Origin of the sequence: Novosphingobium sp., assembly GCF_027486195.1 — a bacterium.
In the GTDB taxonomy this organism is placed as follows: domain Bacteria; phylum Pseudomonadota; class Alphaproteobacteria; order Sphingomonadales; family Sphingomonadaceae; genus Novosphingobium.
The window spans coordinates 1-13,981 of the sequence record NZ_JAIXPP010000083.1; the positions used below are offsets into that span (position 1 = coordinate 1).

Sequence of the window (13,981 nt, forward strand, 5' to 3'; positions counted from 1 at the left end):
CAACGGTGCCGGTGAGGAGGATGCCGATGCCGCCCGTGAGGGTGGTGAGCACGGCAAACCACCAGGCCCAGCGGTGGATCGATTCCATCGTGGCGTTGAAGCCCATGGTCCAGCGCCAGAACAGGGCCGCACGCTCCGATGCAGTACCGCGATCGGTGATCTGTTCGATCTCGCGCTCGCCGCCGTAGCGGCCGACTGCCAGGATGGTTGCGCCGTGCATCGCGAAGAGCAGGGTCGAGCCATAGAGGAAGGCGATCGAGAGGGCGTGGAACGGATTGTAGAACAGGTTGCCATAGCGGATCGAGAACGCGGCGGTCCAATCGAGATGCGGAAAGATGCCGAAGGGCACCGCTTCAGACCAGCTGCCCATGAAGGCGGGCCGGATGAAGCCGAGCACGAGGTACAGCCAGATCGCCGACATGAACGCCCAGAACACGTGGGTACCCATGCCAAGCGCGCGGGCCCGGCGGTAGGTGCGAATCGCCCAGAGCAGGACCGAAAGCGTCAGGAACATGCCGGCGAGGATCCACCAGCCGCCCTTGGCGAGCGGGACGATGGGCGAGAAGCCGTATTCCGGCCCCGGCGGCTCGAGGCTGAGCCAGGGCAGCATGCGGACGAACTGGATGGGATCCCAGTTGACCGAAGCCATCATGTTGAGACCGATGATCTCGAACGCGGTGAACCCGCACAGGAGAGCAAGGAGTCCCGTCCAGCCGAGGTAGATCGGGCCGAGCTGGGCCTGACCGAAGCGGCCGAAGAGGTGGTTGAAACCGACGGCGGTGCCGCGCGGATCACTGCCGGGCTTCATCTCTATGCCCATTTCGGGGGCATGACTGAGCTGAACCTGGGTGAAGATATTCTGGTAAGCCATGGCTAGTCCTCCTTCACGACCAGATCGGCAGGTTGAGCCACCAGTTCCACCATTCCGGCCAGCCCTTGGTCCACAGCGGGCCGCTGATGATGATGCAGACCGCGCTCCAGAAGCCGGCGTTGAGCGCCAGCAGCAGGCCCAGGCGGTGGATGCCCAGGGTGCCGATCGAGTAACCGATCAGATCGCGGAAGAAGGTGTCTTCGTATTCCGGAGTCTTGACGGTCTCGCCCTCCTTGGGGTTGACCGCAGACAGCACCAGCGCGCCGTGCAATGCCAGCGCGAGGCAGGTGGTGAAGAAGAAGCTCACCGCCAGCATGTGCGCCGGATTGTAGTGGAAGTGCAGGTACTGGTAGCCGGTGTTCGACACCCAATCGAGGTGGCTGAAGATCCCGTAGGGGAAGCCGAAGTGCCAGGCACCCAGCAAGACCGGACGGATCACCACCAGCGAAACGTAGGCGAAGATCGCGAAGCCGAAGGCGATGGGCACATGATAGCCCATGCCGAGCTTGCGGCAGATTTCGACCTCACGCAGCGCCCACGATGTGAACGATACGATCGCACAGACCGTGATCACCTGCCAGAAGCCTCCCTCGCTCAAGGGTGCAAGGCCGAGGCCGTATTTGAGATCCGGCGGCGCGATCGAGATCAGCCACGGGTTCCACGTGCCGCCTTGTGAGGCGCAGTAGAAGATGAGAGCCGTTCCGAGTGAGGCGAAGATCGCCGTGATCACTCCGAAAAAGCCAACGTAGAACGGGCCGACCCAAAAGTCGAAAAGGTCCCCGCCGATCAACGTGCCTCCGCGCACGCGATACTTTCGCTCGAAACTGAGGAGCGCCATAGCTCTATCCTCCCCCGCCCAAGCCTGGCGGGCACAAGTACATGGAAAATCAACCGGTTCCCCCCGGCAGTGCCGGAGGCGGCATGTCCCCCATCAGATGGGTGGGATGCCGCCTCTTGCCTTGCAGGTGGTCAGGGTGCGGCCGCGCCAGCGGCTGCGGCTGCCGGGGCCGCAGTGTGCGGGCCGTCGAGCCAGTTGAAGCGAGGCGTGCTGAGCAGGATGAAGTGAATCACGATTGCCAGCACAAACAGGAAGGCAGCAAGAGCCACCAGGGCCCTGCGCGGATCGAAAATAAGCCAGACTCTCCACATGGTATCTGTCCTTGTGAATGCGCCATCTGGGCGCGGTCGTACATGTTCGGCCAAGAAAAGGCCGGGTGGCCGTTGCGGCCAAACGCGGTAGTTGTGTCGGTGGATTTCTTACGAAATCCAGGGACGCCACGACCACACGAGCGCGTGGGCAACCACGGCAACTGCGGTGAAGCCGAGGAAGCTGCTCATGAACAGCTTGTGGAATTCCTTGGCTTCTTCGGGGGTCAGGTAGGTCCTGAGCCCAAGGCGATCATCGCTCATTTCTGCATCTCCAGTATTGACGTGCAAAGCGAGAGGCGGCGATCGCCCCCCGGCGATATTCCAACGGCCGAAACCGAGGGAATGGTGGTGCCCGCGTTGGCGCGGGTCATTTCGTGCGCGCGGCTCATGGTGCGGAAGCACCGAGCAGCGCATCTGCCAGCCTGTCGGGGCTGACGATGCTTTCGCCTTCGCGGCGCGCGGCGGCTTCAGCCGCGTCGCGCAGGCGCTTGGCAAAGGAGATGCGGATGAGGACCGGCTGTGCTTCGACGAGTTCGTCGAGCCGCGCCTTGGCCTCGTCACTCCACGGCAGCTCGCGGTGGAGCCGCGCCGGCGTGGCGGGCACCGCATCGAGCTGGGTGGCCAGCGGGAGGATGTGGAACAGCGCATCGAACAGCGCGTTGCACACTTCCTGGATCAGGTAAGTCGCACCCGAATAGCCCATGAAGGGCGTGCCGGGGTGGCGGCGGATCGCTGCACCCGGGAAGCTCGCCGGGATGTAGATGCTGCGCGCGCCGCATTCGGCGAGGTACATCCGCTCATTATAGCTGCCGAACACGACCATCGGCGCGCCGGCGCGGATCGCATCGCGCACGTCCTCGTTCTTCGGCTTCACGCCTGCACTGCGCGAGAAGGCGAAGGCGCAGGGCAGGCCCATGTCCTCTTCGAGGAAATGGCGGATTCCGCGCGTGTAGGTCTCGTTCGCGACGATGCCGAAGCTCGCCGTGCCGAAGAAGTCCTGCGTGACCGAACGCCACAAGTCCCATAGCGGCTTGATCGTGGTGTGCTTCTCGCGCGTGATGAACGGCTCGGGATCAAGACCCAGCGATGCGCCCAGCGCTTCGAGGAAGCGGGTGGTCGACGTAAGGCCTACCGGCGCCTGGAAGTAGGGCCGCTCAAGCACTTCGCACAGGTTCCGCCCGAACTCGCGGTAGAGGCAGACGTTCGCGTCGGCATCCGCCAGCTTGCGGATATCGGCAAGATGGCAGCCCAGCGGGAACACCACGTTCACCTCGGCACCGATGCCTTCGATCAGGCGGCGCACTTCGGCAAGGTCCGAGGCCATGTTGAACATGCCGTAGGCCGGGCCGATGATGTTGACGCGGGGCTTTTCGCCTTCCTTGCGCGCCTTGGGGGCGGGCATCGCCTTGGGGCCGAACTCGGTCCACAGCCAGCTCAGCGCGCGGTCGGCCGATTGCCACTGATCCTCGTCGATCGTGCGCGGCAGGAAGCGCTTGATATTGGTGCCGCCGGGCGTCACGCCGCCGCCGATCATCTCGGCGATGGAGCCGGTGACGACGACCGCCGGGAGATCCGGGTCGAGCGTCTTCCAGGCGCGGCGCATGGCGGCTTCGGTGCCGGTCTTGCCGAGCTCTTCCTCGCCCAGGCCGGTCACGACGATGGGCAGTTCATGCGGCGGCAGGCCATCGGTGTAGTGCAGCACCGAGGTGACCGGCAGGTTCTCGCAGCCCACCGGGCCATCGATGATGACCTGCAGGCCCTTGACCGCCGTAAAGACGTAGACCGCGCCCCAATAGCCGCCGGCCCGATCATGATCGATGATCAGCGTCATGCGCGCGCTCCGAACATCTGGCTCAGGGCCTTGCCCAGGCTATGGCCGAACAGCAGCACCGACGTTTCGTCGGTGGGCGGGCTTGATGGCTGAACGGCCGACTGCCGCGCGGGCTGCACAGTGATGGCGAGGCGCTGGTCGCCGTAGGAGATGAGGAAGATCATGAGCCCACCGCCTCGGCCGCCTTGCGGGCAGCCTCGTTCAATGCCGCGTACTTCTTCTTGAAGCTTGGGCGGTCCTGCGGGGTATCTTCCCAGACACCAGTGGCGTGCCCGGTGCCGACGCCGTCGAAGAAGGCGGCCATGCGATCGAAGCGCGCCTTGCCGGCGATGGCGGTGTTGACCACCATGGCCAGGCTACCTGCGCCCGCCGGGCCCATCAGCGGCCGGGCCGAGATGAGGTTGGTGAAATAGAGCGCCGGGATCGCCATCTGCTTGGCATGCTGCACCACCGGCGTCGTCCCGATGGCGAGATCGGGGCGGAATTCCTCGACCGCCGCGATGTCCTGCTCAAGGCTGGCGCGATACTGCACTTTCACGCCGCGGGCCTGGAGCCACTCGCGATCGGGATCGGACCACACCGTGCGCGGGCAGGCAGTGCCGACGTAGCGGACGTCCGCGCCGCTTTCGATCAGCAGGCGGGCGACCAGCAGTTCCGAGCCTTCATAGCCCGAAACGGTGATCCGGCCCTTGATCGGGCGGGCCGCAAGCGCTGCGGTGATCGCGGGCAGGATGCGGTTCTGCGCGGCGGCGACAAGATCGGCCTTTACGCCGCAGGCCTGGCCGATCGCGGCCAGCCAGTCGGCAGTGCCATCGCGGCCAACCGGCGCCGAGCCGACGACGGTGCGCCCGGCAGCTTCGAATTCGCGCACGCTGGCGGTGTAGAAGGGGTGGATCGCGGCAACGACGGCGCAATCAAGCGCGGCATAGAGCTCGCGCCATTCGCGGGTCGGCACGACAGGGCCGGCAGCCAGGCCCATCGGTTCGAGCATCTGGGCAATGCCCATCGGATCGACCGGGAACATCTCGCCAAGCAGGGTTACGGTCGGCTTGTCGGGCCGCGTCTGGGGCGCGCTCACCGGGCCTGCTTCAGCCTCGCTGCGGGCGTAAGCGAGCATGGCTCCGGCGAGCACGTCCTTGGCTTCGGCGTGAGTCGGAATGCCGAAACCGGGGACATCGATGCCGATGATCCGGACGCCGTTGATTTCCTTGCCCAGCAGACGGAGCGGAACGCCGCTGGCCGTGGGCACGCAGAGGTTGGTGACCACGATCGCATCGTAGTGCTCGGGATCGGCGAGGTTCTCGACCGCTTCCTTGATATCTTCAAAGAGCTTGCCGGTGACGAGCGTCTCCGAATTGAACGGAACATAGCCCACGCTGCGCCGCGCGCCGTAGAAGTGCGAGGTGAAGGTGAGGCCATAGACGCAGCAGGCCGAGCCCGAGAGCACGCTTGCGGTGCGCCGCATGCGCAGGCCCACGCGCAGCGAACCGAACGCGGGGCACATCGATTGGGGCTGATCGTGCGGGCCGACCGGATAGTCGGCGGCATAGCGATCGAGCACTTCGCTCTTGCCTGCGGCGCGGGCCGCCTCGCGCATCCGGTCCGTGCCGCCATGGCAGCCGCCCCCGTCGCCCGCCGGGACGAGCGCGTCCGGTGTGGCGTCGATACGGTCAGCAGGGGGGCGCGCGTCAGATGTCATCGTAGACGACCTCCAGCGATGCCTTTGCTTCGAACGTGCCGCCGCGCATGTCGGCCTGGGTTGCGGGCACCAGCGAGACGTTGCCGCCGGTTTCCTCGGGCGAGAACAGGCCGAGCAGGCCGTCCTGGTCGAGCGGCTTGGGCCGGCGCGGCGGGGCGGTGGCGACGTTCTCGGCCAGTTCCTCGAACAGGCTGCCCCACTGCGTGTCAGGCCGGCCGATGATCTGGTAATTGGCGGACTTGCGGCGAATGTCCTCGTCCGCCGGGATCGCGCAGAGCACCGGGATATCGACTGCCTCGGCAAAGGCCTTCGCCTCGCCGGTGCCGTCGTCCTTGTTGATGATCATGCCCGCGACGCCGACATTGCCGCCCATCGAGCGGAAATACTCGACCGCCTTGCAGACGTTGTTAGCGACGTAGAGCGACTGCAGGTCGTTCGAGCCGACGACGATGACCTTCTGGCACATGTCGCGCGCGATCGGCAGGCCGAAGCCGCCGCAGACCACGTCGCCGAGGAAATCGAGCAGCACGTAATCGAAGCCCCACTCGTGGAAGCCCAGCTTCTCGAGCAGTTCGAAACCGTGGATGATACCGCGCCCGCCGCAACCACGGCCGACTTCAGGTCCGCCGAGCTCCATTGCAAAAACGCCGTCGCGCTGGAAGCACACGTCCTCGATCTTCACTTCCTCACCCGCCAGCTTCTTGCGCGAGGAGGTCTCGATGATCGTCGGGCAGCTCTTGCCGCCAAAGAGCAGCGAGGTTGTATCGGACTTGGGATCGCAGCCGATCAGCAGCACGCGCTTGCCCTGCTGCGCCATCATGTAGCTGAGGTTGGAAAGCGCGAAGCTCTTGCCCGAGCCACCCTTGCCGTAGATCGCGATGATCTGCGTTTCCTTGGTCACTTCGGTAGGTACAATCGCGTCGGGTTCGATCGCGGCTTCGTCGCGAAGGGCCTGGACGCGCGCAGATGCTTCAAGAGTCGTCATGCGCAGTTGCTCCAATCGAGAACCATTTTCAGGCAGTTGCGGTCTGTGAAGGCCGCAGGATAAGCCTCGGCCGCCTCGCTCGCAGGGCGAACGTCGGTGACCAGGCCGCTGAGGTCGAGCCGGCCGTCGCGAACGAGATCGCGCGTCCGGTCGAGGTCGCCGGGGCTCCACTCTGCAGCCACGCGAATGCGGGCCTCGGCGCGGAAGGCCACCGGAAAGGCGAAGTTCAGCCGGTCCGAATAGAACCCGGCAAGGTTGATCTCGCCGCCGCGCGCCAGGCGCGAGAGCAGCGTATCGAGAATGTTCGAATCGCCGCTGGCATCGCAGATCGAGCGATAATCGCGGCGCGGATCGGCATCGGGCGCGACGACCGTGTAACCGATGGCGCCGGCGGTGCGGAGCGGATCGGTTTCCCAGACAGTGGGGGCAGGTGCGCCCAGCGCCATCGTGATGCGGGCCAGCAGGCGGCCAAGCACGCCGTGGCCGACGATGAGATCGGGCAGGGTGCCGCCATCGAGCGCATGAAGCGCCGTCGCGGCGAGGGCGAAGAGCACGCCGTCAGCCTGCAGCGACTCGTCTATGGTCAGTGCGCGGGTCGATGGGAGAACGAGGCGGCGAGCCGAGCCGCCGAACAGGCCGCGCGCATCGCGGAAGCAGCTGGCGCCGGGAACGAAGACCCAATCACCGATTCGCGCCCAGGCATCCCGACCAGCATCAATAACCCGGCCAACCGATTCGTACCCCGGCACGAGCGGATAACCCATGCCCGGAAACATCGGCATTTTCCCGGTCCAGAGCAGCTTTTCGGTGCCTGTGCTGATGCCGCTCCAGCGGACTTCGACAACCACGTCGGCGCCGGTCGGCGCATCAAGCGCGAGGGGGCGGAGAGCCAGTTGCTCCGGAGCCTCCATGATTAGCGCTAATGCTTCCACGACCACATTTCCCCTCACCCCGGCCCGGACGGCGTACCGTTCGGTCTAGGGGGCTTTCCGAGTGTCAGCTTACATTGTCATCAACAAGTGTCAACTCGGCACTACACTTTTGTCTGTGTTGGCCTTGCGACAAGCTGTGCATGAGCGCCGGTGGTCCGTTTTGGTGGAAACTTGCCCGCCATCGGGCGCCGCGCGTCAGACGCGGGCGACAATCGCGCCGCAAACCAGCGGAAGATGCGTGGAAAGCCCGCGCCAGCTGGAGAATCCCGCGCTGCGCAGCATGGCGCCGAGTTCATCAGGACGGCGCGGGCGGCCCGATCCCATCGCCCAGAGGTAAAGCCCGAAATAGGCATCGCCCATCGCCGCACCGCCGGCGGCTCCGGCCATCGGCTCGCCGATCAGCAGCGTTCCGCCGGGCGGAAGCGCCGCACGCACTGCGCGCAGCAGGCGCAGCGCCGGTTCATCATCATGATCGTGCAAGATCCGCACGAGCGTGATGAGATCAAAGCCCGTGGGCAGCGGATCATGGAGGAAGCTGCCCTTGTGCATGGTCAGCCGGGGGGCGATCAGCGCGTCGCGGCCCAGCGAAGTTTCGGCACCGGCAACAACATCGGGGAGATCGAACAGGCCGAGTCGCAGCGAGGGCGCTGCCGAGCCGACTGCCCGCACGAAGGCGCCCGTGCCCCCGCCAACATCGAGCATCGCCTTGTGGCGGCTGAATTTGTAGGCTGCGACCAGCTGTTCGCTGACCATCGCCTGCGAGGCCGCCATCAGCGCGGAATAGGCAGTTGCAGCCGGCGCGTTTTCCGCATCGCCCTGCCGCCCGGGCGGTACGGTGCCGGTCGCGCTGGCCCGCGCATAAGTCCAGAAATCCGAAAGCGCAGTCGGCTCCTTGCGGTCTGCGCGCAGCAGCGCCAACGGATCGGCAAGGTCGGCATAGAGCAGCGAATGGTGCCGGATCATCGCTCGCGCGCCCGGATTGCACTGTAGCGCAGCGCCATCCATCCCCAGCGTCCAGCGCCCGCCGGGTAGCGATTCGGCAATGCCCAGCGAAGCGGCGGCGCGCAGCAGGCGCTCGGTCGCGGGAAGGCCAAGCCCCGCGCGGTTCGCCGCTGTTGCCGTGTCGCACGGGCCTTCGGCCAGAAGGTCCAGCAACCCGCCCTCGACACAGGCGGCAAGCACCTGCGCATAGGCAAATCCGGCCACCAGATCGAAGGCCCGCCGCGCGCGGGAGCGCACGATCGGCCGAGTCAGCGGGAAGGCCGCGCTCCATTGCTGGAACCGGGGATTCGTCAAAAGACGGTTGCGCCAGCCGATCCAGCGTTCCCTGATCCCGGCCCTTTGGGGCAAATCCAGATGATTGGACATATTCATATGTCAATTACATTGGACATTTAGGGGCAATGCGTCAATCATCCCTCGCAAGCCCCGCGTGTGGGGAAAGGGAGATTGAGCCATGTGGCGAGGAGAAACCCACGCAGATGGTGCGCTGAAGTTCAAGGACAGTGGCCCGGAAACGGCCGAAGAATGGCCACCGCTGTGGAAGGGCATCGCGCGGATGAACGGCGCCCTGCCGCCCGCGCCGGTCGCTCCCGATCCCTGGGCCCTGCTTAACCGGGGTGAGGATGACCGCCTCGTCCGCGCACCCGGCAGCCGCGACAGTGATGCGCATCCCCGCTTCGATACGCCGGTGCCGCCGGGCGGCTACAGCTGGTGGTATGTCGATGCGCTGAGTGATGACGGGCAGCACGGCCTCACCCTGATCGCCTTTATCGGCAGCGTGTTCTCACCCTATTTCAAGCGTTCCGGCCGCGGAAACCCGCTGGATCACTGCGCGCTCAACGTCGCGCTCTATGGTCCCAAGGCGCGCTGGACGATGACCGAGCGGGGCGAGCACGCGGTCAAGCCGGAGGCGGATCAGTTCGCGATCGGTCCGAGTTCGGTGCGCTGGGCGGGGGACTGCCTGATCATCGACATCGAGGAAGTCGACAAGCGGATCATGAACCCCTTCCGCCGCCGCGTGGCGGGGCAGATCAAGGTCTGGCCCGAAATGCTCAACACCGAGGCGTTCGCGCTCGATCCGGCGGGCAAGCATGTGTGGCACTGCCTTGCCCCGCGCGCGCGGATCTCGGTCGAGATGCAGGCGCCCGCACTCAGTTGGAAGGGCAGCGCCTATCTCGATTCGAACCGCGGGTCGGAGTCGCTCGAGGAAGGCTTCCGCATCTGGCACTGGTCGCGCGCGCATCTCGGCAAGCATGTTGCGGTGTTCTACGAAGGCCAGCGCCGCGATGGCTCCACCTTTGCCAGCGCCTTGCGCTTCGATTCTGCCGGTGTGCCGCAAGAAGCTGAACTGCCGCCGACCGCACCGCTGCCCAACACGCTATGGCAGATGGAGCGCCTCACCCGCGCGGATCGCGGCCATGCCACGGTTCGGCGCACCTGGGAGGATTCGCCCTTCTACACCCGCTCGACGCTCCACGCGCGGCTCTATGGCGAGCCGGTGGTGGCGATGCAGGAAACGCTGTCGCTGGACCGCTTCTGCTCGCCCATCGTGCAGCAGCTGATCCCGCACCGCATGCCGAGGGCGCGGCGCTGAGAGCAACTTAACTCCCATTCCGTTAAACCAACTTTCGTCATTCCCGCGAAGGCGGGAATCCAGAGCAGCAACCACAACGTCAACCGCTCTGGCCCCCCGCCTGCGCGGGGGTGACGATGAGAGTTATGGAAACGCCGCTGATCAGTCCTTCGGCGCCGCGTCCTTCTTCGCCTTGTCCCTGGCAATCTCGCGGTTGACGGAGACAAGCTGCCAGACGCCGAGCGAAAGCGCGATGCCGCCGAAGACAACCATCTCGATCCAACCGAAGTTCTGAGCCACGCGCTGCCTCCCTCTCAAGCATGTACCGGCGCGGTGGCGGCAATGGCCTCCGCAACGAGATCCGCGCGCTCTTCGTGCGCCAGGTGGCCCAGTCCTGCAAGTACGCTGAGCGTGGCCTGCGGCAGCAGTTTGGCCGCCTGCTCGACCGAGCTGGTCGGCACGGCGGCATCCTTGGCGCCGTGGATCAGGCGGACCGGCACGGTGATCCCCGGAAAATCACGCTGCAGCCCGGCAAGGTCCCACCCGGCCATCATCTCCAGCGCCCCCCGGCAATGCAGCGCGTTGCCCAGCAGCATGGCGTAGCAGCGCACACCATCGGCCTCGATCTGCGAACCGGTCGAGCGGACAAGCAATCGCCCGGTATCGCCTGAGGTCCGCGCGCTGGCAGCAAACAGGCGCGGCACCAGCGGATTGAGCACCAGCGCACGCGCGAGCCCCTGAAATAAAGGCGCGAAAAACCCGGGAAACGGCGAGAGGGCGGCATTGAGGCCGATGACCTCGGGCACTGCGAACCCCTCGCGGATCATTCTGAGCGCAATCGCCGCCCCTGCCGAGTGGCCGATCAGCCGCTCGGGCCGAACTTCCAGCTTGTCCAGCAGCGCCGTAACCGCCGCCGCCATGCCGGGCAGCGTCAGTCCGCCCGCCGGCCGCCCGCGCGTGAAGCCATGGCCGGGCAGGTCCATCGCGATCACGCGGTGTTCCCTGGCCAGCAGCGGCATCAGGTGCCGCCAGCTGTGGGTTGCCGCGCCGGTGCCGTGGAGCAGCACCACCGCCGGGCCTTCCCCCATCTCCTGCACGTGCCAGGTCAGGGGCCCCGCCTGCACGAACCGGCTCGCCGCGCGGTGCGGCCAATCGCGGCCGTCGGTTTCCCAGACGAGCGGCTTGCTCATGTCAGCGCCCCGATCACCTTGCTCAGCGTGGCCGCATTGGCCTGCGGCAGCGGCACATAGCGCGCGCGCATGGCCGCAGCGACGGCTGAAGCTTCGGGGCGAGGGCGGGGCGAGATGTCGATCACCACGCCGGCAAGGCCAGCCGCCGCAATCGCGCGCCCGGCTTTCATCGCATCTTCCGTGGCTGCCGCCCGGTTTGCGCTGCCATCGAGCGCGATATTGCCGCGCCCGTCGGTCAGGATCACCAGCAGCGGTGTATAGCCCCGCCGCGTGAGGCCGGTGCCGAGCGTGCAGACCAGCGAGAGGCCCGCCGCAAGCGGAGTGCCACCGCCGCCCGGCAGCTCTGTCAGTGCCCGCCGCGCGCGGGTCAGCGAGCGGGTGGGCGGCAGCAGCAGCTGCGCATCGCTTCCCCGGAACGCCACGAGCGCAACTTCCGTGCGTTTCACATAAGCCTGCGCGAGCAGCAATTCGACCGCGCCCTTGGCCTCGGCAAGCCGGGAAAACGCTGCCGATCCCGAGGCATCGACCGCAAAGATCGTGACCGAAGCGCTGCGCGCCTCGAACCGGCGGACGCGGACATCGTCCTTCATGATCCGCAGGCCCGCGCGCGCCTCGCCTTCCGCTCGCCGCAGCGCCTGCCACGGTACAGCCGCCCGCAGCGTATCGATCAGCGCCAGCCGCGCTCCGCCGCGCGGCAGGCCCTGCCGCGCGGCCAGCGGACGGCCCCTCAGCGGCGAAAGATGCCGCGCCCCGCCGCCACTCCCCGCGCCGCGCCGGGTGCGACCATCCGCCAGCGCTTCGAGCAGGCCGGGCGGAATGGCCGCCACCGCCGCTTCGATAAGCTGGTCCGGATCGGGCGTCCTGTTATCTTCCTGTTCCTCGTCGCCGGGGGTATCGGCGTCGTTTTCAGGCGGCGGCGGGGGAGGGGGCGGGGCCTCCTCCTCATCCTCGGGTGGGGGCGGCGGCAAGCGCGTCGCGCGCGGGGCGAGCACCAGCCGGGCCGCCGCCGCAAGATCGCTTTCGCGCACAAAATCGCGCCCATCGAGCAGCGCGCTGGCCCCGGCAGTGAGCGCGGCAAACCGCAGTGCCCGTCCGGAATCGACTCCAAGCGCCAGCGAAACGGCGGCAAGCGCTTCCAGCCCTTCCGCGCTGCAGGCCGGGATCTCGGCGGGGGAAGCCAGCGGCTGGGGCAGTTCGGTCTGCGCCAGTCCGCCCGGTGCGGCGTTTCCCAGTTCGCAGGCGAACGCCACGCGCTCGGTCAGGCTCAGCGGCGGAACCTCGTCCCGCTCCGCGCCGTCATCGAGCAGCACGAGGCCGAAACGCTCGCCCGCTTCCGCATGGTCCAGCGCCTGTGCCACGCTGCCGGCCAGCGATGCGGTGATCCGCTCCGCCAGCGGCGCAATCACCACGCCGCCGCGCGCTTCCTCCAGAAAGCCTGAGCGCAAGATACTGCGCCCGGCGGCAAGGCTGGCGGCGAGATCGATCCCGCCATGCAGCCGCTCGCCATCGATATGCGCGGGCATGCGCCGAAGGTGCACCGCCTGGCCCAGCCGCTCGACCAGCGCATCGCGCGCCGGGCCGGGACCGCGCAGCCAGAGCCCGCCGAAGCCCGCCGGCCAGAGCGCAAAGGCGCGCAGCGCCAGCGCCGCATCCTCTGCGGCGGGCCCGGAGTCCGACAACGCGGTGGGAGTCATCCGAAGACCTCGGCCACCGCCCGTTCGATGCGGGTGGTCGATCCGGTCTCGTCCAGCACGTCGCGGCGCAAGCGGTGGCGCAGCGCCATCGGGGCGACGGCGATCACGTGTTTGCGCAGCACCGTGGCCGCCCCTTCCAGCGCGGCCTGCGCCCGCGCCGCGCGCATCAGGGTGAGTTCGCCGCGCAGGCCATCGGCGCGGCAGGCCATGCACAGGCGCGAGGCGTCATAGAGCACTGCGTCCGGCGTCTCGACCGTGGGCAGCCGGCTCCGCCCCCGCGCAATGCGGCGCACGATCTTGGCGTCTGCCGGGGCCCATTCCTCGCCGAAGGCGGCCGCATCGCGTTCATGCGCGGCGCAGCGGCGCATGATTTCCACGCGCGCATCGAGCGTTTGCGGCGTGCGCACTTCCACCGATAGCCCGAACCGGTCGAGCAACTGCGGGCGCAGCTCACCTTCCTCCGGATTGCCGCTGCCGATCAGCACGAACTTTGCCTTGTGCCGCACCGAAAGCCCCTCGCGCTCGACAAGGTTCTCGCCCGAAGCCGCCACATCGAGCAGCAGATCGACGAGGTGATCCTCCAGCAGGTTGATCTCGTCGATATAGAGAAAGCCCCGGTGCGCCTTGGCCAGCAGCCCCGGCTCGAAGCGCTTTTCGCCCGAACGCAGCGCGCGTTCGAGATCGAGCGCGCCGATCACGCGGTCCTCCGTCGCGCCCAGCGGCAGATCGACGAAAGGCACCGCCCGCTTCGCCGTCTTCTTCGATGTACAGGGATCTGGACAGGTCCCCGCGTCGGTCGGCGCGCAGCCGAAGCGGCAGCCTTCCACCGCCACGATGGGCGGCAGAATCGCGGCAAGTGCCCGCGCAGCCGTCGATTTTCCGGTCCCGCGATCGCCGAAGACCATCACGCCTCCGATAGCGGGGTCGACAGCGGCGAGCAGCAGGGCCTGCTTCATTTCGTCTTGCGCGACGATGGCGGAGAAGGGGAAGCGGTTCATAGTGTCAACCAATCTGGACTATGCGGGTTGTAACGGCAAGTGTGCTGTGAAAGACTA

15 protein-coding genes are annotated in these 13,981 nt (G+C 67.0%); 1 reads left to right on the top strand and 14 read right to left on the bottom strand.

The features are described from left to right. From pufM to Q0071_RS15180, 10 genes are all read right to left on the bottom strand, one after another. The coding region (gene pufM, locus Q0071_RS15135) for a photosynthetic reaction center subunit M (protein ID WP_298171236.1) at positions 1–871 on the bottom strand (871 nt) is incomplete at its 3' end. A gap of 13 nt (positions 872–884) precedes the next feature. Next, positions 885–1,709 (bottom strand): photosynthetic reaction center subunit L, encoded by an 825-nt coding sequence (pufL, locus tag Q0071_RS15140; RefSeq protein WP_298171238.1) that lies wholly within the window; start codon positions 1,707–1,709, stop codon positions 885–887. Between the two features lie 131 nt (positions 1,710–1,840). After that, positions 1,841–2,020 carry a light-harvesting antenna LH1, alpha subunit gene (gene pufA / locus Q0071_RS15145; RefSeq protein WP_298171240.1) on the bottom strand — a complete coding sequence of 60 codons (180 nt, stop codon included), beginning with the start codon at positions 2,018–2,020 and terminating at the stop codon, positions 1,841–1,843. A 108-nt stretch (positions 2,021–2,128) separates the two neighbouring features. Further along, positions 2,129–2,281 carry a light-harvesting antenna LH1, beta subunit gene (pufB, locus tag Q0071_RS15150; RefSeq protein WP_072383985.1) on the bottom strand — a complete coding sequence of 51 codons (153 nt, stop codon included), beginning with the start codon at positions 2,279–2,281 and terminating at the stop codon, positions 2,129–2,131. 124 nt (positions 2,282–2,405) lie between these two features. Beyond that, positions 2,406–3,851 (bottom strand): chlorophyllide a reductase subunit Z, encoded by a 1,446-nt coding sequence (gene bchZ, locus Q0071_RS15155; RefSeq protein ID WP_298171242.1) that lies wholly within the window; start codon positions 3,849–3,851, stop codon positions 2,406–2,408. Next, positions 3,848–4,015 (bottom strand): hypothetical protein, encoded by a 168-nt coding sequence (locus Q0071_RS15160; RefSeq protein ID WP_298171244.1) that lies wholly within the window; start codon positions 4,013–4,015, stop codon positions 3,848–3,850. The genes bchZ and Q0071_RS15160 overlap by 4 nt, the downstream gene beginning before the upstream one ends. Then, on the bottom strand, positions 4,012–5,448 hold the full coding sequence (gene bchY, locus Q0071_RS15165; protein WP_298171265.1) for a chlorophyllide a reductase subunit Y: 1,437 nt from the start codon (positions 5,446–5,448) through the stop codon (positions 4,012–4,014). The genes Q0071_RS15160 and bchY overlap by 4 nt, the downstream gene beginning before the upstream one ends. 91 nt (positions 5,449–5,539) lie before the next feature. After that, positions 5,540–6,535 (bottom strand): chlorophyllide a reductase iron protein subunit X, encoded by a 996-nt coding sequence (locus tag Q0071_RS15170; protein WP_298171246.1) that lies wholly within the window; start codon positions 6,533–6,535, stop codon positions 5,540–5,542. Continuing rightward, positions 6,532–7,467, bottom strand: coding sequence for a chlorophyll synthesis pathway protein BchC (gene bchC / locus Q0071_RS15175; RefSeq protein ID WP_298171248.1), 936 nt, complete (start codon positions 7,465–7,467; stop codon positions 6,532–6,534). The genes Q0071_RS15170 and bchC overlap by 4 nt, the downstream gene beginning before the upstream one ends. Before the next feature lie 195 nt (positions 7,468–7,662). Further along, on the bottom strand, positions 7,663–8,835 hold the full coding sequence (locus Q0071_RS15180; RefSeq protein WP_298171250.1) for a methyltransferase: 1,173 nt from the start codon (positions 8,833–8,835) through the stop codon (positions 7,663–7,665). Positions 8,836–8,923: 88 nt separating this feature from the next. On the opposite strand from Q0071_RS15180, the gene Q0071_RS15185 reads away from it, so the two are divergent. After that, the gene (locus Q0071_RS15185; RefSeq protein ID WP_298171253.1) at positions 8,924–10,063 is read left to right on the top strand and encodes a hypothetical protein; all 1,140 of its coding nucleotides are present in this window, start codon (positions 8,924–8,926) and stop codon (positions 10,061–10,063) included. 141 nt (positions 10,064–10,204) lie between these two features. Here Q0071_RS15185 and Q0071_RS15190 read toward each other — a convergent pair whose 3' ends face one another. The 4 genes from Q0071_RS15190 to bchI are packed head-to-tail and all read right to left on the bottom strand — an operon-like array spanning position 10,205 to position 13,924. Next, a complete protein-coding gene (locus Q0071_RS15190) occupies positions 10,205–10,342 on the bottom strand; it encodes a hypothetical protein (RefSeq protein WP_298171255.1) in 138 nt (45 codons plus the stop codon). Positions 10,343–10,356: 14 nt separating this feature from the next. Next, positions 10,357–11,232, bottom strand: a complete 876-nt coding sequence (gene bchO / locus Q0071_RS15195; protein ID WP_298171257.1) for an alpha/beta fold hydrolase BchO — start codon at positions 11,230–11,232, stop codon at positions 10,357–10,359. Next, the gene (locus tag Q0071_RS15200; RefSeq protein WP_298171260.1) at positions 11,229–12,926 is read right to left on the bottom strand and encodes a magnesium chelatase subunit D; all 1,698 of its coding nucleotides are present in this window, start codon (positions 12,924–12,926) and stop codon (positions 11,229–11,231) included. Before Q0071_RS15200 ends, bchO begins: the two co-directional genes overlap by 4 nt. Further along, positions 12,923–13,924: a magnesium chelatase ATPase subunit I gene (gene bchI / locus Q0071_RS15205; RefSeq protein ID WP_298171263.1), complete on the bottom strand. Its 1,002-nt coding sequence runs from the start codon at positions 13,922–13,924 to the stop codon at positions 12,923–12,925. Before bchI ends, Q0071_RS15200 begins: the two co-directional genes overlap by 4 nt. Positions 13,925–13,981 lie beyond the last annotated feature (57 nt).